The sequence below is a fragment of the Micromonospora sp. NPDC047670 genome, assembly GCF_043204915.1.
Lineage (GTDB): Bacteria > Actinomycetota > Actinomycetes > Mycobacteriales > Micromonosporaceae > Micromonospora.
Genome location: NZ_JBIDDA010000006.1, coordinates 211,258 through 234,978 on the forward strand (window position 1 = coordinate 211,258; position 23,721 = coordinate 234,978).

The following is a 23,721-nucleotide window of genomic DNA, read 5'->3' on the forward strand; positions in this document are numbered from 1 at the left end:
GCTCTCACCCGGTGGAGCCTTGCGGTGCGCTGTCGGTGGTTGAACCCCGACGGTTGCGAACGGGTTGCACGGGCTCGGCTGCAACCGGCCACCGGAGCGCGGGGTTCTCATCGGCAACGCATCCCGCCTTCTCCCAGGAGCTCCGCATGCCCGCCGCCGTGACCCGGCCGCGCAGATTTCTGCTGCCGCTGGTCTGTCTCGCCCCGCTACTGGCCAACGCGGACGCGGGACTCGTCGTCCTCGCCCTGCCGGACATTCAGCGCGAACTGTCCATGAGCCTGACCGAGGCGCACTGGGTGACCAATGTGTACGTGCTCCTCGTCGGCGGACTGCAACTGCTTGGCGGCCGGCTCTGCGACCGCCACGCGGCGCGCGGCCTGCTGCGCGGCTCACTCATGGCGTTCGCCGTCACATCGGCGTGCTGCGCGGTGGCACCCACCGGATGGGTGCTCCTGTCGGCCCGTGCCGGCCAGGCGGTGGCGGCGGCGGTACTGGTGCCGGCGGCCATGTGCGTGCTGCTGACGGTGGCGACCGAGGACGCGCAGCGGCGGGCTGGACTTGCCCTGTGGGCCGCCTCCGGGGGAATCGGGTCGGTCGCGGGCGTGCTGGTGGGCGGCCTCGCGGCGACACACCTGGGCTGGCGCTGGGCCTTCCTGCTCAATGTGCCGCTCGCCCTGGGCGCCCTCGCGGGGAGCCGCCGGTTGGAACCGGGTGAGCAGCGGCGCCCCCGGGGCACGTCGGTGGCAGCGCCGGGGGCGCTGCTCCTGGTCGGTACGTTGCTGACCCTGGTGTACGCGCTGGTGAGCATCGCGGACCAGGGATTCGGGCTGTCCACCTGCGCGCTGTTGGCCGTCGCGGTGGTGCTGGGCGGATCGTTGGTACGGTGCGAGGCCCGGTCCGGTCAGCCACTCATTCCGGTGGTGCTGCTCAGGAATCGCTCGCTGGCCGCGGGTGCCCTGGGAATCCTGTTCGTCGCCGCGGCGACCGGTCCGGTCGTGTTCATGGGCAGTGTGTACCTCCGAGAGGCACGCGGGTACACCGCCTGGACGGCAGGATGCGCCCTGCTACCGGTGGTCGGCGGGGTGCTCGTGGTCGGCAGGTCGTCTTCACGCCTGTTGGGGCGGTGCGGGCCGCATCTGTCGTGTCTGGTCGGCTGCGGGTTGACCGGCTCGGGCCTGGTCTGGCTCGCCTCGCTGGCCCCGGATTCGGGATATGCGACCGGGGTGTTGCCCGGGCTCGCGCTGATCGGGTCGGGCCTGCCGGTCCTCTGGATGTCGTGCGAGCTGGCCGCGGTGTCGACGGTGGGCCGGCCGGCGGTCGGCACCGCCGCCGACGTGGTGCAGAGCGCCGGTCAGATCGGCGCCTCCCTGGGGCTGGCGCTGGCGGTGACGGTGTACGGCCGCACCGTGCACGGTGTGGACGTTTCGACGGATCCGGCGGCGCTGACCGAGGGCGCGACGCGGACCTTCTGGTGTTGTGCGGTGCTGCTGCTCTGCGTGGCGCTCACCGCGCAGTGGGGCCTGCGGCCGGGCCGGTCGCCTCGAGTCGGTCCGACCCACACGTCCGGCGGCCCCGGGCCCTTCCGATCGTCGGGGCGTGGTGCGACGGCGGCAGAAGCGTCTCGGTGATCGCCCAACCAATGGCCTGCTCTGGTTTGCGACACGAAGTAGGACGGCGCGCGGATGTCGCACGCGTCTCCCGTCAGCTACCTCGTACCGCGAAATGCCTCCCGGCAATGCCGCAGGAAGACTGTCAGGGCCGGGCTGGTGCGTTCCGGCCAGACCAACGCAAGCAGCGCCGGGATCTCGGCACCATCGATCGGAACCGCCGCCAGGTCCGGGTAGGCGTCTGCCATCGATGCGCCCAGGACGGCCACCCACGGGCCCCGCCGGGCCAGCCCGGCGACGGTGTCCGGAGAGGTCGCCACCAGGGCGACCGCCGGGTCGATGTTCAGCGCGGCGCACGCTTGGTCGAGCACGTTTCGGATGCCGGTTCCGACCGGCAGAGAGAGAACGGAGTACTCGAAAAGATCGGCCAACGCAGTCCGGCCTCGGTGAGCCAGCTCACTGCCTGGTGGGGTCAGAGCGATCAGGCGGTCGTTGGTGATCACCTGCGTCGTGAGGCGTTCCGGTGGGTCACCGGCGAGGCCGACCAGGGCCACGTCGAGGCTGCCCGAGCGGACGCGGGCGACCGGCTGATCGTAGTTCTCCTCGACCGGTTCGAGTTCGCTGTGGGGATGGTCCCGGTGGAACGCGGCCAGCGCGTCGAAGAGCGGCGCCGCCGCCAGCGCATTCAGCCAGCTCGCGGTTCTGCTTGCGGTGCAGCGCTACCAGCGGCTGTGTACGGCCGAGCAGCCGTCAGACAGGGGAGTGCCTGGAAGCGCGTCTGATTGACGTGTCGGGGGTGGTTCGTGGGTGATCCGTCATCGGGGTGAGCAGCCGGTGCCGGAGTGCCGGAAGACACCACCGTTGCTGTCCGGGTGACCGGCCGCCCGTGGCCACCGCTTCGGGCATCACGATCGGTGCTCGGGGGTGCTGTGCGGAAGACTCAGTAGATGACACTTTTCCGTCCGTTGTGGTGCGCGATCCGGAGCTTGACGGTCGACGTCGATTCGTCGTGCCGTAGTTGGACGCACAGTTCGTAGGGGTTGAGCCAGCCGATCCGTCGGCAGGGGAACTGGACGGTGGACGGGTCGTACCATGTGGCCGGCCAGCCCTTGGTGCGCTGCAGATGCTCGCCGAGCCGCCGGGTCAGCTCTCGCGCGTTCGCCCCGTCGGTGGCGGCGATCGTGAATTCGCGTGAGCAGGAGCGGGGACCGTAACCGACGGTTTCGGGCAGGGCGCACCGCGCTTCCTCGTGGGTCACGGTCATCGTCGGAGGCAGCGGGAGGATCGCGTCGCGCGGCGGCACCTGCTGGTCGCCGACGACCGGTATCGCGAAGGTGGCGGCCACGCCGATCATCCACACGAGCGCGCCGATCGCCCAGTGCATGGTCAACAGTTGCCTTGGCCGCCTCTGCCGCGACTCGACTGCGGTCGCGGACGCGACGATGGCGCCTGTCGCCACCAGGTACCAGCGCAGTCCGTCATCGATGGTGGGCGGGGTGTCGTAGCTGCCGAACGTGACGGTCCACAGCGACCACCCGGCGACACACGCGGCGAGCCCGACAGCGACGCGCCAGGCAGATGGCCTGGACCGGCCCAGCAGGGCCCATGCGACCGGGAACACGAGGACCACAGGAACGATGACGGCGACCTCTGCCGGCTCCAACATCTCGTCCGCGACGGGATCTCCGGGCTGGATGATCGGCCACACCGGCGCCGTGGCGGCGAGCGCACCTGCCGCGAGCAGCAGCCGTGACCGCCAACGCCACGGTCCTGACGGTCGAACCACGGCCGCGCGGTATCGACTGCCCCACCGGCTGATCCGCCCACCCAGATGCGGGAAGCGTTGCCCCGTGAGATATCCGACCAGTGCCACCGCGAGAAACATGAGCGCGTTTGCTAGCAGATCCACGTGCCTTGGACGGCAGTCGCCGCGAGATGGTTGCCGGCCCGCGGCAGTTCCTCACGCCACAGACGTGACACTACGCAACGTCACCGTGACCTGTCCGGAGTGGCTCGTTGTCGGCGACCGCCTGCCGGCGCTCCGGCCGGTCGGTCTGGCCCCTGCGCCGGGCAGGTCGGGCCACCGGTCACGACGCGCGGGCCTCCGGCACCGTCGTGCGAAACGTCTGCCGGTACGCCGTCGGCGAGACGCCGATCGCGCTGGCCAAGTGCTGACGCAGTGACGCGGCGGTGCCGAAGCCGGCCTCGGCGGCGACCGAGTCCACCGGCAGGTCGGTGGTCTCCAGCAGACGCCGGGCGTACTCGACCCGCTGCCGCGTGAGCCACTGCCCCGGTGTCATGCCGACCTCGGCGCGGAAGCGGCGCGAGAATGTCCGTACGCTCATCCGCGCGTGCCGGGCCAGCTCAGCGAGGGTGACTGGACGGTACAACTGACTCAGTGCCCACTGCCGGGTCTCGGAGGTGGTCGCGCTCGTCGGCTCGGGCATCGGACGGTCGATGAACTGCGCCTGGCCGCCTTCGCGCCACGGTGGCACGACGCACAGCCGGGCCACCCGGTTGGCCGCGGCGCTGCCATGGTCGCGGCGCACGAGGTGCAGGCACAGGTCGACGCCGGATGCGACGCCCGCCGCGGTGAGCACATTCCCGTCGTCGATGAAGAGCACGTCCGCCTCGACCCTCACGTTCGGGAACGTGCTCTGGAAGTGCATGGCGTTGTTCCAGTGGGTGGTCGCCGGCCGGCCGTCGAGCAGCCCGGCGGCGGCCAGCGCGTAGGAGGCGGTGCAGATGGAGACGATCCGGGCACCCGGCCGCAGCCGGCGCAGCGCCGCCGCGACCGGTTCGGGTAGCCAGTCCCGGTCGCCGGGCTCACAGGTGAAGGGTGGCAGCACGAGGGTGTCCGCCGTGTCGATCGCCTCGGCGCCGTGCCGCACGGCAACGGCGAAGTCGGCGCTCGTGGCGACTGGTTTGCCGTCGACACTGCAGGTGATGACCTCGTAGAGCGGCTCGCCGTCGGGACCTACGGCGGTGCCGAAGATGCGGACGGGGATGCTCAACTCGAACGGGTACACGCCGTCGAGCGCCAGGACAACCACGCGATGCATGGCCAGATCCTTCCACATATTGGCGATCTGGCCACTCGAACCCCGACAGCGACTTCGGCAAAGTGATCGCGCACATCGAAAATGAACAGAAAGGCATGCGATGCGTGCGATCGAACAGGACCGGTTCGGCGGGCCCGAAGTTCTCAAGCTGGTGGAGGTCGACCGTCCCGAGCCCGGCCCGGCGGAGGTGCTCGTCCGGGTCCACGCGACCGGCGTCAACCCGACCGACTTCTGGCACCGCGCGACCGGCGGCCTGCTCGGCCGGCCGGTGCGGCTGGGCTGGGACCTGTCCGGCGTGGTCGAAGCCGTCGGTGTCGGCGCCGCGCTGTTCCGGCCCGGTGATGAGGTCTTCGGCATGCCACTGCTACCGCGGGCGGCCGGCACCTACGCCGAGTACGTCACGGCACCGTCGCGGCACCTTGCCCGCAAGCCCGCCGGACTGTCCCACGTCGAGGCAGCCGGCCTGGGGCTCGCCGGACTAACTGCCTGGCAGGCCCTCGTCGACATCGCCGACGTCCGTCCGGGCCAGCGTGTACTGGTTCACGCGGCCGCGGGCGGCGTCGGCCACCTCGCCGTGCAGATCGCCAAGGCGCGCGGCGCGTACGTCATCGGCACCGCGAGCGCCGCCAAGCACGCGTTCGTCCGTGGGTTGGGCGCCGACGAGGTTATCGACTACACGACGACGGACTTCGCCGAGCGCCTCCACGACCTCGACGTGGTCATAGACTCGATCGGCGGCGAGTATGGGCCTCGCTCGCTGCGGACCCTGCGCCCGGGCGGCATCCTGGTCGCCCTTGCCTCGCCGGCCGAGACGTACCTGGAGGAGGAGGCAGCCCGGGAGGGCAAGCGTGCCCGATTCATGATCGTCGAGCCGGACAGCGCCGGGCTCACGTCCCTCGCCGGCCTGGTCGGCACGGGACAACTCCGCGTCGAGGTGGACACGGTGCTGCCCCTCGAACAGGTTGTTACGGCCCACGAGATCGGCCAGGCCGGCCGCGCCAAGGGAAAGATCATCCTGACGCTCTGACGCCCCGCTCGATCCGGCAGCCCGACCGTATGCGAGCGCAGCCGCGCTGTCGCACCGCGTCGTCCGCCACGCATGAGCACTCACCTCGCCGTCGACACCGACGGGACTGGCCGTACGCGGCATCGACGTTCGGCTTCGCCCCGGCCTTGGCGAGCCAGCCGTTGAACCGCTGCGGTACGGACCGCATCAGGCGCCCTGGCCGAGTGCCTTGTGCCACCACCCGAGCCGGCCGGCCCGGGCGGTGGCACAAGGGTGCCGCGGCGCGAACGACAGACAGGGACCACTCGACAGGTCTGTCGGACAGTTCCTGACCGTCTGCTCGAGCCGTCGCTGTTCGGGGCACCTGCGCCAGCGGCCCAACGAACCGATCAATGCGAACCTGAGCTCCACATTCGGCCAGTCGCCGGACCGCGACTCTGGTGGCACCAGCCACCGGCCGGCATGGTCAAGTGGGAGGCGGGGTCTTCGGAAGCAGTCCGTCAACGAACTGGCGGAGTCCCTGGGGGTAAGTGTTTCGCGAAGCCAGTGCTGGCCATTGGTCACCGATTTCGGCCAGGCGTGGCAGCTGAGACTTGTCGACGTCGGCGAAGAAGGTGTCGAGGTGGGCGGCTGAGCCCCCGCCGGCCCGCTGGCCGCCGGAGTGGGCGCGAACCAGGATTTCGCCCACGGTGTAGTACCAGATGCTGCGGAAGACGTGGACGGCCTGCTCGGGCGCGCATCCGTGGTCAATCGCCCCGGAGACGATGGCCTCGACCATCCACAGAGCGGAACCGCCGAGGCGGCCGAGGAAACCGTCAGCCGTGAGGACCTCTGCCGCCCATGGCCAGGCGGCGAGCGAATCGTGGATCGCGGTGGCTGCCGCGATGATGCGGTCTCGCGGCTCGCTCGGCAGTTCGCGGTGCAGGGTCTGATCGGCGTGTTCGTTGAGCAGTTGGATGAGCAGATCTTCCCGGTCCCGTACGTGGTGGTACAGGGTCGTGGCCCCGATGCCCAGCTCGGCGGCCAGTCGACGAATGCTCAGCTTCTCCCACCCGTCGCGATCGATGATGTGGCGGGCCGCGGCCAGGATCTGCGTACGGGATGTCACCGGTGGCCGGCCGGTGCGGCCGTGCGGTGCGTCAGGTCGAGGCATTGTCCCATCATGCTGTCCCGAATCGGCGCCAGCGATTTGGGTGGGTCTGCGTGTTGGCGACGCCCGGTCCCGTGCTACTTTCGGAACATGTTCCTAAAGCTGCGTGCGCCATCGACCCGATCTTGTCGGAGGGCGTTGGCCGCCGGTGTGCCGAACATGCGGCCAGCCGGTGCGGATCCTTCGTCGTCGAACTGGACGGCGCATCGGGTCGACAACCACCAGGCGCTGCGCCCGGCGAGCCCGAGAATCCGCAGACCATCGCCGCTCGCGCCCGAGACCGGGCACCCGCAAGCCACGAGCGACAGAAACGGCCCGGAGGACTGAGACAGTTGACCAGCACGGGATCGGCAAGCGAAGAAAAGGTCATCGACCCGGATGTCCGGCCAGAACCTACCCTCGCCGCGGTAGCCCTGGTGCAGTTCCTGGTGTCGCTGGACCTCTCTGTCGTCAACGTCGGACTCCCGCAGATCGCTGAGGGCCTCGGCTTCAGCGCGGTGAACCTGACCTGGGTGATCCACGCCTACGCTCTCACCTTCGGCGGGCTGCTCCTGCTCGGCGGCAAGACGGCCGACCGATACGGCCACAAGCGGGTACTGCTGCTCGGGCTCGCCGTGTTCGGCCTCGCCTCCCTGGCTGGCGGCTTCGCCCAGGAGCCGGGACATCTGATAGCTGCCCGCGCCGCGCAGGGGATCGGGGCGGCCGCGCTGGCGCCGGCCGCGCTGGCGCTCCTGACCCGGGCGTACCCCGCAGGGAAGGCTCGCATCCGGGCGTTCGGCGTATGGAGCGCGATGAACGCCGCCGGCGGCGCCCTCGGCGTCCTGATCGGCGGCCTGCTCACCGAGTACGCCGGCTGGCGCTGGGTGATGTTCGTGAACCTGCCGATCGCCGCTTGCGCGCTGGCCTTGGCCTGGCGCGGTGTCCCCGTTGACGCACCCCCTGCTCGAGGAAGCCGTCCCGACGTCCTGGGTCCGATTCTGGCGACAGCCGGAATGACCCTGCTCGTGTTCGGCGTCGTCCGCACCGAACGGTATGCGTGGACCTCGCCGGTCACCCTGACGACCCTGGCGACTGCCGTCGTGCTGCTGGCCCTGTTCATCTTCATCCAGCGGACCACCACCCGGGAACCGCTGATCAGGTTGGGCCTGCTCGCCAGCCGCTCGGTTGCTGGCGCGAACGCCTACAACCTCCTGGTCGGCGCCGCCATGGCCTCGGCTTTCTACTTCATGTCCCTCTACCTGCAACGAGTCCTCGGGACCGGGCCGGCCCTGACCGGAGTCCAGTTCCTGCCGTTCGCCCTCGGCGTGATCGCCGGGTCCGTGCTCGCCATCAAGCTCGGCTATCGTTTCGCTCCCCGTGCTCTTCTGGTCGGCGGTGGGCTGCTGACCGCGGCCGGTTTCGCCTGGTTCGGCCTGATCAGCCCGGACGGCACCTTCACCGCCGACGTCCTGGGGCCCTCGATCGTCGCGAGCATCGGCTTCGGGCTCTGCCTCGGGCCCGTGGTCTCGACCGCCACCGTCGGCGTCGCGCCCAGCGAGACCGGCACCGCATCGGGGCTGCTCAACAGCTCACGCCAGATCGGGGCCTCGCTCGGGCTGGCCGCTCTCGGCACCGCCGCCCACCACCGCACCGGCCAGTCCGTCTCGCGGGATGCCCTCAACGACGGGTACGCGCTCGGCCTGACCCTCAGCGCCGCGCTCCTGGTCGCCGCTGCCCTGATCGCCCTCGTCGTCCTGCGGCGGGCTGGCCAGACACCCTCGGCAGACTAGTGCCCTGTCTTTGAACGTCGACCGTGTAACCGGCCGATGTCGACCTCGGGTCCGGTCGTGTTCGCCGGGTGGGACTCGACCGGGCGCGCTCGGTCGGCGACGGTCACGGACGGCGGGAACAACGCCACGACGTACCGCGTGACAGCGACCCCGTCGACCACGTCCGCAGAAACGCGGAGGTCCGGTTGGATCGACTCTCCGGATGAACCCAGCGCCTCGTCGTGCGGCCTTGAACGGGTGGTCCGGGTGGCAGACCTTGGAGTTGATCGCGAATCCGGACTCTTGTCGGGCGCGGTGGTTGTGCCAGCGGATGTAGCCGCCGAGGGCAGCGTGCTGCTCGGCGTGGTTGCGGTGGCCGGTGCCCGCCTGTCGGGCGGCGTGGACGACGGGTGGCGGGCCGGCGGTCCACTGTGGTGCTCCGACGTCGTGCTTCGCGGCTACGCGGCAAGCGCCGCCACGCGTGCGGGACCGGACTGGCACTGGCCCTGGCCCTGGCGAGCATGCCGGCGATGGGTCGGTCGCATCCAGGCGCCAGGTCTGCGAGCCGGGGTGGCGCTGAGTATGTCGGGCGCGCCTCGGATGCGAGGTCGGTTGCCCAGCGCGCCGGTCGTGGGGTGTGGCGCTGACTCCTCGTGCCCGGAGCCGTCCGGGCCGCCTCGACCGGTCGCCATGTGACCAGTGGTTCGACAAGATCCCATGCCCGTGCTAAATTTCGGAACGCGTTCCTAAAGCCCCTCTCGGAGGAGCTTCCGATGGCGCTCGAGGCGGAGTTCTTGCTGGCGCGGTTGCATGCGCGTCAGCTTGGGCCGCCGACGCCGACCGCCTTCGATCGCGACCGGTGCGCTTGCCGCGATCGATGGGCTGGGGTGGCCGCGTGGGTGAGGGCTGCCGGATTCGTCCGGGTGTGTTGCTCTGGCTCGCCCGACGGCGATCCGTGAATCGGATGCCAACCGGAGGGGCTCAGGGACTCGAGCCGGTGCGAAGGGACCGGGTTCGTGACGGGGGATATGAGCCTGGGGCGACTCGGCGAGCCCTGCACCATGCACAGGCTGACGGGGCGGAGATGGCCAGAGGATCGGGGAAGTGCCCGGCGCACCCACAAGTAGGAGAGGACAGGGTGTTTTGAAGATTCAACTAACGGCATGGGCTAGTGCTGCCGTGCTGAGTGTCAGCGCGGGCGTGGTGGCGGCGGGCTCGGTGCCCGCAGACCGAGGAAGCGTGCTGGCCGGCAGCACGGTCGGGTCGTCCAGCATCGACGCTGGAAGGCTGAAGTCCGCCCTGGACGGTGTCCACCGCGCGGGGATGCCGGGCGTGTTTGCCGAGGTGCGCCACGGTGGCCAGGTATGGCGCGACGCCTCCGGGGTCGCCGACGTCAAGACTGGCCGCCCCGTCAGGCCCGACATGCGACACCGTGTCGGCAGCATCACGAAGACCTTCACCGCCGTTGCGGTGATGCAGGAGGTCGAGAAGGGGCGGATCGAGCTCGACGCGCCGATCGGCCGCTACCTGCCGCAGATGGTGCCGGGACAACGGGGCGACAGGATCACGGTTCGAATGCTGCTCAACCACACCAGCGGCTTCCCCGAATACCTGCCCTACGCGTTTCCCTCCCTGCAGGAGTTCCCGTCCGCCACGGCGGCCAAGAGCCTTGACGACAACCGGTCCAGGCAGTTCAGCCCAGCCGAGCTGATCAAGATGGGGGTCGAGGCGCCACCCGCCGGCGAGCCCGGCGGCCCCACGGGTGTGTACTCCAACACCAACTACCTCCTCCTCGGCGAACTCCTGGAGCAGGTGACCGGTGACACGGCGGAGGGATATATCACCCGGAATGTCATTGAACGCGCGGGGCTGCGGAACACCGAATTCCCGACGGGGATGCGCGTCAAGGGGCCGCACTCGCGGATGTACGAGGGGCTGTTCGGCGTGATCGACCCGCCGCGCGACTACAGCGTCTACAACATGTCCTGGGTAGGTACGGGGGCCGCCCTGGTATCGACCGTCGAGGACATGAACCGCTTCTACCGGCTGCTCTTCAGCGGCAAGCTGGTCAAGCCGTCGTCACTTGCGCAGATGCAGCGCACCAATCCGGTTCTCGGTCAGGACGGCTACAGGATGAAGGACTACGGCCTGGGTCTCCTTCGAGTCACGATCCCCGACTGCGGCACCTTCTGGGGTCACGACGGCACCGTCTGGGGGGCCGAGACCATGGTCCTGACCAGCTCCGACGGCAAGCGGCAGTTGTCCGTGGCGATGAACCTCGTGAGGTGGAACAAGCTGGACTCCTCGGGAAAGCCGCAGCCCCACCCGATCGACGATGCGCTGTCGGCCCTCTACCAGCGGGCGATGTGCGGGTAGCACAAACGCCCAGGCAGGGCATGCCTTCGGCAGCGACGTCCGTAGCCAGAGCGCGCACGCTGGTTGATCGAGGTCGCTGATCGACCGGGACAGGGTCACGGCGGCGCGACGGCACCACCTGGGCTGCACGCCCGCCTTCGGCTACGCGCTGCGCCCGCCGAGGGCGGGCGTGCCCGGCGAGGGCGGGCGTGCCCGGCATGCCGCACCAGCGGCCCGGCAGGCACGTACGCGCGGCCGCCGGCACTTTTGTCCGGCCGAGATGTCACCGGGGTGGAACGCGGGACTCGGCACGCAGCGCCGTGTGCAACGAGTGGGTGGTCGCGGCCGGCCACGATTCACGACGAGATTGACGAAGACGGGAGAGTGATGACCAGCACCGGCCTTGCCGAGGCGGAAGTGCGGTCCGCGCCGCTGCCGGATGCCGGCTCCGCGGCGGGGCACAGCGTGGCGCGGTTGCTGCGCCGACATCTGTGGAGTTTCGCAGCTGTGGTAGTCCTACAGGTGATCGGCGCCGTCGCGGGTCTGGCGCCGCTGCTGGCGGTCGTCGAACTGGGCCGCACCCTGTTGGCGCCCGGCCCGCTCGCTGAGGGAAACGTCTGGCACGTCGTGATCCTGGGTGCGGCCGGTCTGTTCGTCCGGCTGCTGTTCACGACCGCATCCTCCGGGATCGGGCATCTCGTGGACAACCAGGTACAACTGTCGTTTCGACGGGCTCTGGCCGCGCGGCTGGGACGCGTGCCGATCGGGTGGTTCTCACAACGCCGGACCGGCGAGCTGACGAAGCTGGTCGGGGAAGACGTGAGTGCCGTGCATCCCTTCATCGCGCACACCCCCGGCGAGCTCGTCTCCGCGTTCGTGGTGCCGCTGGTGTCGCTGGCCTATCTCGTCACCGTGGACTGGCGGCTCACGCTGATCACGCTGATTCCGGTGATCCTGGCAATGGCACTGGTTCCCCTGATGATGACCCCGGCCCGGCAGCGCGAGGAGAAGGAGTTCGATCGCGGTATGGGCCGCATCGCGAACTCCGTCGTCGAGTTCGTGCAGGGCATCGCAGTCATCAAGGCGTTCGGCGGATCCGGGCGCGCCCACCGGAAGTTCTCCACGGCCGTGGAGGACTTCGTCAGCACCTTCTTCAAGTGGGTTATCGGCCTCTCGCCGATCGCCGCAGGGATGGCGTTGGCACTGTCGCCGCCCTTCGTGCTTCTGGTGGTGCTGATCGGTGGTGCGGCTCTCATCATCCGGGGCGATATGCCCCCGGCCGACCTGCTGCCCTTCCTACTGCTCGGACTCGGCCTGACCGCACCGTTGGCCGCCCTCGGGCACGGCTTCGATGACATGCGGGCCGCCGCACGCGCGCTCGGCCGGATCCGGGAGGTGTTCTCGGTGGAGTCACTGCCGGAGCCCGCCCGCCCGGTCACGCCGAAGGGTCACCGGGTGGAACTGCGCGACGTCCGGTTCGGTTACGAGAACGATCACGAGGTGCTCCACGGGATAGATCTGGTGCTCGAGCCGGGGACGGTGACCGCGGTCGTGGGGCCGTCGGGGAGCGGGAAGTCCACGCTGGTTCAGCTGTTACCGCGGTTCTTCGACCCGACGCACGGTTCGGTCACCCTTGGTGGGGTGGATCTGCGCGAGATCGCCAGCGAGGAGCTCTACCGGAGAGTTTCCTTCGTCTTCCAGGAGGTCCGCCTGCTGCGCGCGTCGGTCGCGGACAACATAGCCCTGGCGGTGCCGCGTGCCGGCCTCGACGACGTGGTTCGCGCCGCCCGGCTCGCGAACATCCACGATCGTATCCTCGAGTTGCCGCGCGGGTACGAGACGGTGATCGGCGAAGACGTCAAGCTGTCAGGCGGCGAGGCGCAGCGGATCTCGATCGCCCGAGCGTTGCTCGCCGACACGCCGGTGCTGGTTCTCGACGAGGCGACCGCCTTCGTCGACCCGCAGACCGAGCAGGCGGTGCGCCAGGCACTGGCAACGTTGTCGGCCGATCGGACGATTCTGGTCATCGCGCATCGGCTGGAGACGATCGCCGATGCCGACACCGTCGTCGTGCTCGAGAACGGATCGATCGCCGAGCGCGGCCGACCCGCCGATCTGCTGGCCCGGGGCGGAAAGTTCGCGGCGTTCTGGCAAGCCCACCAATCCGCGCTCGCCGGCGAGAGCGAGAACCGCGGTGGCGTACTGCGAGGAGACGAGCCCCGATGATTCGAATGCTGCTGCGCGTGCTGGGGGAGGGGTACGCCCCGAGGATGCGCCGCACCGTGGCCCTGATGGCGACGACCGCGATCGTGGAGGGCCTGTCCTACGCACTACTGGTGCCCGTCCTGCGGGCACTCTTCGGCAGCAGCCCGGCGGATGCGTGGCCCTGGCTGATCGCGTTCGGAGCGGCGGTCGCGGTCTACGCGGTACTGCAATACCTCAGCAACCTGTCCGGATTCCGCGTCGGGACCACGATGCTGCGGGGCATGTACCACCGGCTCGGTGAGCACCTGGCCCGGCTTCCGATGGGCTGGTACAGCGCCGGGCGGGTCGGGGAGGTGTCCATCCTGGCCAGCCGAGGTCTCCTACAGGCGATGAGCGTGGCGGCGCATCTGCTCGGACCGCTCATCACCGCCTGCGTGACGCCCCTGACCATCGTCGTCGTGATGCTCGCCTTCAACTGGCGGATGGGCCTGGCCGCGCTGGTCGCCGTACCGATCGTGGCAGCGGTCCAGATCTGGACGGGACGCTCGACGGCTGCCACCGACGCCGAGCGCGGCGCGCGCGACCGTGAGGCCACCGGGCGAGTCATCGAGTACCTGCAGGCACAGCCGGTGCTGCGCGCCGGTGGCCGGACCGGCGAGCGCTTCCGGCTGCTCGACGACTCGTTGCGTGAGGTCCAGCGTGCGGCCCGCCGTTCCTCGCTCAAGGCCCTGCCCGGAGCCTTGGGGTCGGCGTTCACGGTGCAGGCCATGTTTACCGCTCTGCTGGCCCTGGGCGCCTATCTCGTGCTCAGCGAGAACATCGGCGCGGCGGAGGTCCTGACGATCCTGGTGCTGGCCGCGCGCTGCGCGGATCCGCTGCTGTCGCTGGCGGAGTTCGGTGGCAAGATTCGCGCCGCACGTGCGGAGCTGACGCGGCTCGATACGGTGTTGAGCACCGAGCCGCTCCCGGAGCCTCGTCAACCGGTCCAGCCGGTCGGCCATGGCCTGGAGTTCACCTCCGTCGTCTTTCGGCACGGCGACCGTACGGTGCTCGACGGCGTGTCGCTGTCCGTGCCGGAAGGGCAGCGGCTCGCCGTTGTCGGACCATCGGGTGCGGGCAAGACCACGCTGCTGCAGTTGCTCGCGCGGTCCTACGACGTACACGCGGGCGCGGTGCGCGTGGGTGGCGCGGACGTGCGCGCTATCGACACCGAGGTGTTGATGGCGCAGATGGCCATCGTCTTCCAGGACGTCTATCTCTTCGACGGCACTATCGAGGAGAACGTGCGTCTCGGTCGTCCAGACGCCGGCGAAGACGAGGTGCGGGCAGCCGCGACCGCAGCGCGGCTGGACGAGGTGATCGAGAGACTGCCCGACGGGTGGGCGACGAATGTCGGTGAGGGCGGCGCACTCCTCTCGGGTGGTGAGCGCCAGCGGGTCTCGATTGCGCGAGCGCTGCTGAAGGACGCCCCGATCGTGCTCCTCGACGAGGTGACCTCCGCACTGGACCCGGTGAACGAGGCGGCCGTCCACGAGGGCATTGACCGTCTGATGGCGGGCCGGACGGTGGTGATGGTTGCGCATCGGCTGCGTACCGTCCGACGCGCCGACCGTGTCGTGTTTCTCGATGGTGGTCGGGTTGTGGAGGACGGCAGCCACGACGATCTGCTGCGCCGCGGTGGCCGCTACGCCGACTTCTGGGCGATCTCCATGAGGCCGGTGGGTTAAGAATGAATCGACATCTACCAGACTCATTCGACCCTTGGACCGGCTTGCCTGCCTCGGCCTCATCGGCGGTTCGCGCGAGGGCGACGGTGAGACCGCGGGCGGGGCCGACACGAGAGTCGTTTCCTTCCCTGTGCGCCCGCCGCGCCTGCGGGCGGCATCCGTCGTCGACACCCGCAGAGGTCCACCGCCATCACCCGCCCAGGCGTACGGCCGGGCCCACAGTTCGTGGCGCCCAGGCCGATCGGGCCGGCCGAGCCCACCCACGGCAGTCGATGACACACCGTGAACTCGGCGAGGCTGGACGGAACTGCCGGGACATGCCCCCGGGCCGAGACACGCCAGCGGCTCCTTTCGGCATCGCTGGTTGACACCGTGGTTCACGACTAGGGAGGCGTGATGGAGCTGCGCGACGTCGAGATATTTCTGACGCTCGCCGAGGAGCTGCATTTCGGCAGGACCGCTGACCGGCTGCATGTGAGCCCGGCGCGGGTCAGCCAGGCGATCAAGAGGCAGGAGCGCGAGATCGGCGCGAGGTTGTTCGATCGCACCAGCCGCAGCGTTCGTCTCACCGCGATCGGCGAACGGCTGTACGCCGATCTGCTACCCGCCTACCGGGGGCTGCACGACAGCGTGCAGCGAGCCAGGCTGACCGCGCAGGGCGCGACCGCCGTCCTGCGCCTCGGCATGCTGCCCGGCAACGCCTACGACCTGCGCTGCTACTGGCAGGCATTCCGCGCCCGCCATCCGCAGTGGGGACTGCAGATCCGCCACAACCCGTTCATCAGCCCGTTCGAGCCGTTGCGCAACGGATCCGTGGACGTGCTGCTCTCCTGGCTGCCGGTGCAGGAGCCCGACCTCACCGTCGGCCCCGCGGTCTTCACCGAGCCTCGGGTACTGCTCGCCGCACCCGGCCACGAACTGGCCGTGCACCAGTCCGTCTCGATCGAAGCCCTGGGCGACTTCGCCGTACTCGGCCCCTCTGCGCCCCTGCCGGACTATTGGGAGGATGCCTTCCTGCCGTTCCACACTCCCCGCGGTCGCCGCGTCGAGCGCGGCCCGGCCGCCCGGGGTATGGACGACATCCTCACCACCGTCGGCTCCGGGGAGGCTGTGCACCACCTGGGTGCCCACGCCGCCCGGTACTACGCCCGCCCGGACATCCGCTACCTGCCCATCCACGATGCTCCCCGCCTGCGCTGGGGCCTCGTCTGGCGAAGCGACTCCGACTCCGAACAGATTCGCGCCCTGGCCCGAGTGGTCCGTGACCTCGGCACCGCGACCCTCTGAATCCGCCACCGTTCTCGGAGCTGGGAGCGGCTGTGGTGAGGCGCCGCACTCTGCTTGCCTCTCATCAGGTCAGCGTCGGGAAGGCTCACCGGAAATCGTCGGCGTGGAGGAGCGCCCACTCCTCGTAAGAGCGCGCTGGGCGTCCAGTCACCTCCTCGACGTCGGGGAGAACGCGCGACTCGTCGAGGATGCCGTCCCGATGGAAGCGGAAGAAGGCGTCGACGTACTCGGCGGGCATGTCTTTCTCCATGTCGGCGTGAGCCTCGGCGTCCGAGAGGCCGACACAGTGCAGGTCGCGACCGAGCACCTCGGCCAGCACGGCGATCTGGTCGGCGGGCGTCAGCGCGCGAGGACCGGTCAGCTCGTAGACGCGCCCCTCGTGCCCCTCGCCCGTGAGCGCTGTCGCGGCGACCGCGGCGATGTCCTCGGGGGCGATGCAGGCGGTCCGCACTGCCGCGAACGGCACGCGTACGATGTCGCCTTCGCGCAGTTGCGGCAGCCAGCGCAGCGTGTTGGACATGAAGGCCCGTGGCCGCAGTATCGTCCAGGCCAGGCCGGAGGCGCGTACTGCGCGTTCGGACAGCGTCATGTACCGGGAGATCGCGTTGGTCATATCCTCGAGCGCGGCCGACCCGGCGGTCATCAGCACCACGTGCCGCACTCCCGCAGATCTGGCCCGCGCGAGCATGCCTGGCATGTCTGCGTAGCCGGGCAGCAGGAACATCGCGCGAACGCCGTGGAACGCGTCGGTCAGGGTCTCGGGATGGTTGAGGTCACCGAGGACGCTTTCGACTCCGTCCGGCCACGCCGCAATGTGTCGGCGGACCAATGCTCGTGCCGGTGCGCCGGCCGCAGCCAGTGCCCGGGTCAATGCCGCGCCCACGTTGCCGGTAGCGCCGGTGATCAGATACATCATGGTCCTCGTCGTGTCGAGAAGGAACCGATCGCCGGCGCGATCGACGCTGCGGCGATCAGCAGGGTCTCATCCGTGCCGGGCGAGCGGCAATGCCGGGTTACGTGCCGGCCAAGCGCACCGGACCTGTCATGCGGCCCGGATGAGGCCTGCCGCCAAGGCCACGAGAGCGACAGCGAGCAGCAGGGCGCCACTGCGGGTGAGCATCGTGCCCGGCGAGCGACCGCCCTCCTTGCCGACACCCAGGTGGAGGAAGAACCCGCCCGACTGTGCGAGTACCCCCGTCAGCAGAACCACCCCGCACAGCCATTCCCCAGCGTCGGAGAATCCGGCACGGGGCAGGTAGAGCAGGTACACGAGCGAGAGCACCAGCAGCACTCCGGCGTGCGCATGGCCAGCCCGGAAGAATCGTTCGCGGAAAGCTCCCAGCCGATCCCGGTCAGTGGTGATGAAGCGCAGCAGCGCGTGCCCGCCGAACTCGACAGTGACGATCGACAGGATCGCGACGATCGGCAGGATGTCCGTGGGTTCCATCAGTGCCGCCGCGCGCCCACGCCGTGCCGCGCGGCGGCAGCCAGCTCAAGCCGAGCGAGGTCCTCGCCAGCGGACAGATCATGGTAAGCCGGCCGCGTCTCGCGATCGGCGCAAAAATCAGGCAGGTGCATGTCACGGTCTTTCGGGATAGTGGCCCTGGCCACGGTCTTCCGTAGCAAGGTTCACCCTCTTCGCCCGACCAGGTGGAAACAACGGCCGTGTGCGCAACGCCGGTTAACACAGCGGTTCACGAACGGGCGGGCGTGGCGAGGCTGCGCGAGGGTCACCGCTTTCTTACGCTCGCCGAAGAGCCACGTCATCAGGGCCGCCGACCGGCCGTACGCGCGTCCGCTGTCCTCGAACAGCGGGGTACCGACGTCACGCTTCTGCCCTCTGATCGCCCGGCCGGCCCGCGTCGGACTCGCGTGCAGACGCTGCTCCACCACGCCCACCCGACCGTGAACCGCTGTGTTAACCGGCGTTGCGCACACGGCCGTTGTTCCCCTCGGACCGAATCACAAGGATGGCTCTTGCCGCGGCGGGCCGGTGACCCACCCCGCCGATCATCGCGACGCCAGGGCGGGCCCATGTGGCCGGCGCCGCCCATACCCCGGGACCAGCAACGGGAGCGTGAACGTGCATCCATCCCAAGCCGTGAGCCGAGTTCGAGGCAACCTGGCACTGACGGCGTTGTTCTTTGCCACGTTTGTCCTCGGCAGCACCGAACTGGTGATCGTCGGTGTCCTGGACCTCATCGCCGCGGACACCGGCGTGACCGTCAGCGCGGCCGGTGCCCTGGTCACCGCGTACGCCCTCGGCCTGTCGATCGGCGGACCCGTGCTGACCGCGCTGACCATCCGCGTGCAGCGGCAGACCCTGTTGTGGGCTTCCATGCTGGTCTTTCTGCTTGCCACCGTGGCGATGGTCGCCACCGCCAGCTTCGAGCTGCTGCTCGCCGCTCGAGTTGTGGCCGGGTCGCTGCACGGTGTCTTCATCGCTGCGGCCTTCGCCACGCTCGGCTCCCTCGTTCCCGCCGACCGCATGGGCCAGGCCATCTCCGTCGTCATAGGCGGGATCGCCGTCTCCACCGCCATGGGCGTCCCGGTGGGAACCATGGTGGGCAGGACGCTCGGCTGGCGCGGCTCCTTCATCATGATCGCCGGAGTGGGAGTCGTCGTCCTCGTGGGCCTGCTGCTGCTGATACCGAAGGTCGCCGCCAACCAGGCATTGGGGCTACGCAGCCAGGCCCGATCCGCGTTCGCGCCCCGCGTCCTGGTCATGCTAGCCATCGGGATGCTGCTGCTGGGCGGGCAGTTCACTGTCTTCACCTACATCACGCCCTTCCTGCTCGAAGTGACCGGCATCTCCGGTGCCCAGGTCAGCGGCTTCCTGCTCGCCTACGGCGTCGCGACGGCGATCGGCACGTTCGTCGGCGGCTGGGCAGCCGACCGCGACGCCTCTCGTACGCTGCTGACGGCCAACGTCGTACTCCTGCTGTCTCTCGGCCTGCTCTACCTGACCGGGACCGTGCCAGCCGTCGTCGCCGTGGCGCTGCTGGCGTGGGGCCTGGTCGGCTTCGGACTGGTTCCGGCGTTGCAGTACCGGGTGGCCACGCTGGCCGGCCCGGCGCGCGATCTGGCGGCCAGCCTGCCCGCCTCCGCGGTCAACGCCGGCATCGCGGCCGGTGCCTTGCTCGGCGGCTGGACCCTCACCAGCAACGGCCTGTCGGCGGTCGTTGCCGCCGGCCTGCTCATGTGCCTTGCCGGGCTGCCGCTGACCTGGCTGACCGCCCGGTGGGGTACCCCGTCGACCGATTCCGGGCCGACAACGAACATCCCAGTCGGGACCACCCTTTGAGCGCACGACGTCAGCAGGCCACGTCTTGGTCATGACGCGGTGCGCAGCTCGCCGAGCCGTCCGTGCTGGCCGCGACGGAGGCGGATGGCGGGCCGGCGGCCTGCGTCATGGCTGTCGCCGGTACGCGCGGGCCCCGCGCGCCAGGACGGGCCGGTCGTGCTCCCCGGCATCGTGAGCGGCGACCGGGTCAACGCCGCCCCCATCCAGCGGCGCTGGGCGAGCTCCACCCACCAGTGGAGGAGGGCGGAACCGTCACCGCCGATGGCGATCTCGATCTGCTGTGCGCCGGCCGCAGCTGCGGCGGGCCACCGAGGACATCGTCGACTCGGGGTGCATCGGGGTGCAGTTGCGGGTCCGCGACGCGCAGGGCGAGTGGGTCGGCAGCGCAGGTGCCGGTGGGATCGGCGGGTCGACGACGTCTGTGGCCACCAACGTTCACCGGGTCGAGCTCGGCCAACCGATCGTGTCGAGGAACTCCTCCACAGCGAGTACAACCTGACTGAGCACTGCGATCGACTCGGTGAGCGGGCCGGGTACGTACATACCGTGATCGGCGCCTTCCACCTCCAGCACGTGGGGTGACAGCCGGCGGGCCAGGCCGCTGTCCCAAACTTTGTCGGCAGTGCCACCCACGAGCAGGAACGGCGCGGTCGCGCGGCCCAACGCATCAGCCACCCACGGCAGGGTAAGCAGGGGCGTGAGCCACACGGCGGGCAGATCTCTTTCGGCGGCGATCGCTGCCGCGTTCGTGCCGAGAGACTTGCCGATCAACAGTGAGCGACCGCCAATGGCGTCGACCAACGGGTCGATCTCACCGCGGACCCAGCTCTCGATCTCCGGCTGATCGAGCTTCGGAAACTCCTGAGACCACGAGTGTCGATGTACCGTCGCGCCCCGTTGTTCCGCCACGTCGCCGGCGTACATCAGCAGGGGAGCGCCCGGTCCGAACATCGCGCCGGGAATCACGACAGCGTCAGTCATGCGACGACCCTACCTAACATGATCTTGATCCTGTCCGGCGTGGGCGTGGTTCGCAGGTCGTCTTCGGTTCCGTTTCACCTTGCCTGACGGGGACCGTACATGCAGCGGCGGATCGACCGATCAAGGGAGAGACGCCAGGTGCCGACCGAACTCACCTCGGGTCAGGAGCCAGCGCGCCGTGGCCGAAGTGGGCGCTGGTGGTGCAGATGCTCGACGAGCTGGCCGGCCACGGGCTGCGTCCGCCGTTGCTGGCCGTGGACGCCGGCGCCGACAGCCGGTTCCGCAGCGCCCTGGACAACGCGGGATCGGCTACCCCGTCGAACCGTTACACCGCAACAAACGCCACACGACCTGACAAGGCACTGCTGGATGTCGATGTCACCTCGGCAGAAGCTCGACGGCATCCCGCAGGGCGATACGACCAGGGCGTTCGACTGTTGCCCACACGCCGAGGGTCATGTCGTTGTGCTCCGCGACAGTCCTCAGGAGCTGTCCGTGTGCCGGTAGGGCCTCCTGGGCAAGGTCGACCATGACGCATCGCGTAAGCCGTTGGCGGGGTCGCAACACGACGTCGGATCCGATACGGATGGCTCGGCCGAGCCAACCGTCTTCAACGAAATCGCTCCCCGATACGTCGACGAGGAGGTTGGCCCGGAATCGCACCGGGTCAACCGGTGCCCCGAGGAGATCATGGAGTCTTCGCAGGGCTGCCGTGCTGATCAGGCTTACGGGCCCCTCGTCATGGTGCATGACCTCCGCCTCGCGCTCGATGGTGACGCGACGAGCGAGCACATCGCTGACCGCCTCGTGGCCGGCCCGCTCATCAGCACCGAATCGGCGCCCATCAGGCAACTCGACGACCGGCACCGGGTCACCGAAGTGCCCGCGGAGCATGAACAGACCCGGCATCCGGCGAAAGCGACGGGTGTTCTTCCCGCTGCCCAGCTTCCCGTCTGCGTCCCGCACCGCCCACAACCGTTCACCAACCAATCCGCGCTGCTCGACCTCCACGGTTGTCAGCTGCTCGCCGACCGCCCGCAGCCGCGATGTGCTCGAAGGTGGCGTCGCAGTTGACGGTCACGAAGACGATGCGGCCCAGCAGGCCGTCCTCGTTCCACCTCACCCGGTGACGCTGATGGCGTCTGCGATGCTGGGGGCGTGCAGTACGTGTCCAGAGTGCCGCGACCGCCGCTGGACGGGCTGATCGACGACCTCTACTACCTGCAGGGTGCGTCGCCGTACTCCCGGCTGACGCTGCCGCCGATGCCGTCGGCGTTGCTCATCGTCAACCTCGGGGCGCCGTTCCGCATCCGCGCCGGCACCGACATCGAGACGGCCGAGTACGCCGACGGCTGCGTGGTCACCACGCCCACCCGCGCGTTGGAGTTCGGCTACCCGCTCTGGACCCGGTCCGTCGGCGTGCACTTCAAGCCGTGGGGGCTGGCGCCGTTCCTGTCGATGCCCGCGGCCGAGCTGTGTGACCGGCCGGTGACGGTAGAGCAGGTTTGGGGCCGGCCCGCCGTAGCTGAGCTGCGAGACCGGCTGGCCACGGCGGACGGGCCGCACGAGATGCTGACGCTGCTCGAGGAGGAGCTGACACGACGGCTGTGCGAGACCGCCGGCCTGGGGCTGGTGCGCCATACGAGCAGCGTCATCGCGGCGACCAGCGGGGCGGTGGCGATCGGCGACCTGAGGGTGGCAGCCGGTGTCAGCAGCACTCATCTGGCACAGCGGTTCAAGGAGCTCGTCGGCGTCACGCCGAAGCGGCTGGCCCGCACCTACCGCTTCGCCGCCACCGTGTTCTCGATCAACCCCGCCGGACCGGTCGACTGGGGCGACCTCGCCGGTCGCGCAGGCTACTTCGACCAGGCCCACTTCGGCCACGAGTTCCGGGCGTTCACCGGGCTCACGCCGACCCGGTACGTCGAAGTGCGGCGGCGGTTCCTGCGCGAGCATCCCGGCCACGTGCTGGACAGCTGGCCGCTGCCGGCCGATTGATTTCTTACAAGAGCGACAGCGCACGACACGCCAATATGGGGGCATCCCGAAGCAGAGGAGCGCCACATGGGCGAAGTAGTCATGTACAGCTCGGTGTCGGTGGACGGCTTCGTCGCGGACGACAATGACCAGCCCGGGCCGCTGTTCGACTGGTTGGCCAGCGGTGACGTGCCGTTGGACTCCAGCGGCGCGCTGAAGGTGTCGCAGACGTCCTACGACTACACCCGGCCGTACTGGGACCAGATCGGGGCGACAATCGTCGGCCGCCACGTCTTCGACCTGACGGACGGCTGGGACGGGAAGCCTCCCGGCGGCGTCGACCACGTGGTCGTCGTAACCCACCGGGGCAGGCCCGAGGGCTGGTATCCCGAGGCGCCGTTCCACTTCGTCGACGGCGTCGAGGCAGCCGTGGCCAAGGCTCGGGAGCTTGCCGGTGACCGCATCGTCGAGGTCGCCGCTGGCGACGTCGGTGGCCAGGTGCTTGCCGCGGGCCTGGTCGACGAGGTGCGCATGGACGTCGTACCCGTGGTGTTCGGGTCCGGCAAGCGCTACTTCGGGTCGGTCGACGCGCAGCACCTGTTGGAGGATCCTGACGTGGTGCTTAAGGGCAACCGGGTGCTTCACCTGCGCTACCGGGTGCGTCGTTGACCGTACGCGAAGAAGTCCACTCGAACGGTGACACAAGATCGGCCTCCGGCTGCTGCGCATCGCCGTCCCTGGTCGGGCAGCCGGCGCCGATCGCTCCGGTACCTGACCTGCTACGCGCTCGGGTTGTCGGCCGGGTGGTGCATGATCGGCGGGTTCGACCATGGGAGGGGGACGGGGGCACGATGCCGATCACCAATCAGCAGGTGGCGGGGTACGCCTTTCTGCGGGAGCTGTACGCGGACGGGTACTTTCCGGATCACGTCGTCGACAAGGGCCGCGCGATCCTACTGCGGTTGTGCGAGCGCATAGAGGTCGAGCGTCCGAAGGATCTGGCAGCCCTGTACGCGCTCACAGACCCGGCGACGGAGGAGTTCAACCTGTTGGAGGCGGAGTTCGAGGCGGCCGGCAGCGAGATCGAGACTGTCGCGCGTGAAGCGATAGGAGAGGACTTCTGGTTCATCGCGACGAGCTACGGGTTCGCGGCGGCGGATCCCGAACGGCTGATCGCCAATCGGGACTGGTGAGCGGACCCTGCCGGGGAACGATGCGCGGCAACTCGAATCGGGAGCGTCAGGATGAAGGGTGAGGGGAGTGCTGGTCGACCGCCGCCGCGACGAGATGGGCCGCGGGACCGCGGTGTTGG

19 protein-coding genes are annotated in these 23,721 nt (G+C 69.4%); 11 read left to right on the top strand and 8 right to left on the bottom strand.

The window, feature by feature from the left end:
* The first annotated feature begins 11 nt into the window (after window positions 1–11).
* Window positions 12–1,628 carry an MFS transporter gene (locus ACGF7U_RS17120; protein ID WP_393107548.1) on the top strand — a complete coding sequence of 539 codons (1,617 nt, stop codon included), beginning with the start codon at window positions 12–14 and terminating at the stop codon, window positions 1,626–1,628.
* Between the two features lie 77 nt (window positions 1,629–1,705).
* Here the strand turns inward: ACGF7U_RS17120 and ACGF7U_RS17125 are convergent, their stop codons facing one another.
* The 3 genes from ACGF7U_RS17125 to ACGF7U_RS17135 form a co-directional block, all read right to left on the bottom strand.
* Entirely contained in the window at window positions 1,706–2,296 is a 591-nt protein-coding gene (locus ACGF7U_RS17125) for a LysR substrate-binding domain-containing protein (RefSeq protein ID WP_393107992.1), read from the bottom strand.
* 251 nt (window positions 2,297–2,547) lie between these two features.
* Window positions 2,548–3,492: a hypothetical protein gene (locus ACGF7U_RS17130; protein WP_393107550.1), complete on the bottom strand. Its 945-nt coding sequence runs from the start codon at window positions 3,490–3,492 to the stop codon at window positions 2,548–2,550.
* Between the two features lie 202 nt (window positions 3,493–3,694).
* A complete protein-coding gene (locus ACGF7U_RS17135; protein WP_393107552.1) occupies window positions 3,695–4,669 on the bottom strand; it encodes a GlxA family transcriptional regulator in 975 nt (324 codons plus the stop codon).
* A gap of 100 nt (window positions 4,670–4,769) precedes the next feature.
* Here ACGF7U_RS17135 and ACGF7U_RS17140 point away from each other — a divergent pair, with 100 nt between their 5' ends.
* A complete protein-coding gene (locus tag ACGF7U_RS17140) occupies window positions 4,770–5,696 on the top strand; it encodes an NADP-dependent oxidoreductase (RefSeq protein ID WP_393107554.1) in 927 nt (308 codons plus the stop codon).
* Between the two features lie 445 nt (window positions 5,697–6,141).
* On the opposite strand, the gene ACGF7U_RS17145 is transcribed toward ACGF7U_RS17140, so the two are convergent.
* Window positions 6,142–6,828 (bottom strand): TetR/AcrR family transcriptional regulator, encoded by a 687-nt coding sequence (locus ACGF7U_RS17145; RefSeq protein ID WP_393107556.1) that lies wholly within the window; start codon window positions 6,826–6,828, stop codon window positions 6,142–6,144.
* A 329-nt stretch (window positions 6,829–7,157) separates the two neighbouring features.
* Here ACGF7U_RS17145 and ACGF7U_RS17150 point away from each other — a divergent pair, with 329 nt between their 5' ends.
* The 5 genes from ACGF7U_RS17150 to ACGF7U_RS17170 all read left to right on the top strand — a co-directional run bounded on the left by ACGF7U_RS17150 (window position 7,158) and on the right by ACGF7U_RS17170 (window position 16,147).
* Window positions 7,158–8,594, top strand: a complete 1,437-nt coding sequence (locus tag ACGF7U_RS17150; RefSeq protein WP_393107558.1) for an MFS transporter — start codon at window positions 7,158–7,160, stop codon at window positions 8,592–8,594.
* Between the two features lie 1,158 nt (window positions 8,595–9,752).
* On the top strand, window positions 9,753–10,949 hold the full coding sequence (locus ACGF7U_RS17155) for a serine hydrolase domain-containing protein (RefSeq protein WP_393107560.1): 1,197 nt from the start codon (window positions 9,753–9,755) through the stop codon (window positions 10,947–10,949).
* Window positions 10,950–11,315: 366 nt separating this feature from the next.
* Window positions 11,316–13,154 carry an ABC transporter ATP-binding protein gene (locus ACGF7U_RS17160; protein WP_393107562.1) on the top strand — a complete coding sequence of 613 codons (1,839 nt, stop codon included), beginning with the start codon at window positions 11,316–11,318 and terminating at the stop codon, window positions 13,152–13,154.
* A gap of 5 nt (window positions 13,155–13,159) precedes the next feature.
* Window positions 13,160–14,860, top strand: coding sequence for an ABC transporter ATP-binding protein (locus tag ACGF7U_RS17165; protein WP_393107565.1), 1,701 nt, complete (start codon window positions 13,160–13,162; stop codon window positions 14,858–14,860).
* A gap of 396 nt (window positions 14,861–15,256) precedes the next feature.
* The gene (locus ACGF7U_RS17170; protein ID WP_393107567.1) at window positions 15,257–16,147 is read left to right on the top strand and encodes a LysR family transcriptional regulator; all 891 of its coding nucleotides are present in this window, start codon (window positions 15,257–15,259) and stop codon (window positions 16,145–16,147) included.
* A gap of 85 nt (window positions 16,148–16,232) precedes the next feature.
* On the opposite strand, the gene ACGF7U_RS17175 is transcribed toward ACGF7U_RS17170, so the two are convergent.
* Complete coding sequence (locus tag ACGF7U_RS17175) at window positions 16,233–17,060, bottom strand: NAD(P)H-binding protein (RefSeq protein WP_393107569.1); 828 nt, start codon at window positions 17,058–17,060, stop codon at window positions 16,233–16,235.
* 129 nt (window positions 17,061–17,189) lie between these two features.
* Entirely contained in the window at window positions 17,190–17,594 is a 405-nt protein-coding gene (locus tag ACGF7U_RS17180; protein WP_393107571.1) for a hypothetical protein, read from the bottom strand.
* 630 nt (window positions 17,595–18,224) lie between these two features.
* Here ACGF7U_RS17180 and ACGF7U_RS17185 point away from each other — a divergent pair.
* On the top strand, window positions 18,225–19,451 hold the full coding sequence (locus ACGF7U_RS17185) for an MFS transporter (protein ID WP_393107573.1): 1,227 nt from the start codon (window positions 18,225–18,227) through the stop codon (window positions 19,449–19,451).
* A gap of 435 nt (window positions 19,452–19,886) precedes the next feature.
* Here the strand turns inward: ACGF7U_RS17185 and ACGF7U_RS17190 are convergent, their stop codons facing one another.
* A complete protein-coding gene (locus ACGF7U_RS17190) occupies window positions 19,887–20,432 on the bottom strand; it encodes an alpha/beta hydrolase (protein WP_393107575.1) in 546 nt (181 codons plus the stop codon).
* Between the two features lie 378 nt (window positions 20,433–20,810).
* Window positions 20,811–21,443 carry an MOSC domain-containing protein gene (locus tag ACGF7U_RS17195; protein ID WP_393107577.1) on the bottom strand — a complete coding sequence of 211 codons (633 nt, stop codon included), beginning with the start codon at window positions 21,441–21,443 and terminating at the stop codon, window positions 20,811–20,813.
* Window positions 21,444–21,590: 147 nt separating this feature from the next.
* On the opposite strand from ACGF7U_RS17195, the gene ACGF7U_RS17200 reads away from it, so the two are divergent.
* The 3 genes from ACGF7U_RS17200 to ACGF7U_RS17210 all read left to right on the top strand — a co-directional run bounded on the left by ACGF7U_RS17200 (window position 21,591) and on the right by ACGF7U_RS17210 (window position 23,602).
* The gene (locus tag ACGF7U_RS17200; protein ID WP_393107579.1) at window positions 21,591–22,430 is read left to right on the top strand and encodes a helix-turn-helix domain-containing protein; all 840 of its coding nucleotides are present in this window, start codon (window positions 21,591–21,593) and stop codon (window positions 22,428–22,430) included.
* Between the two features lie 66 nt (window positions 22,431–22,496).
* On the top strand, window positions 22,497–23,078 hold the full coding sequence (locus tag ACGF7U_RS17205; protein WP_393107581.1) for a dihydrofolate reductase family protein: 582 nt from the start codon (window positions 22,497–22,499) through the stop codon (window positions 23,076–23,078).
* Between the two features lie 182 nt (window positions 23,079–23,260).
* Window positions 23,261–23,602, top strand: a complete 342-nt coding sequence (locus ACGF7U_RS17210) for a DUF5713 family protein (RefSeq protein ID WP_393107583.1) — start codon at window positions 23,261–23,263, stop codon at window positions 23,600–23,602.
* Window positions 23,603–23,721: the final 119 nt, after the last annotated feature.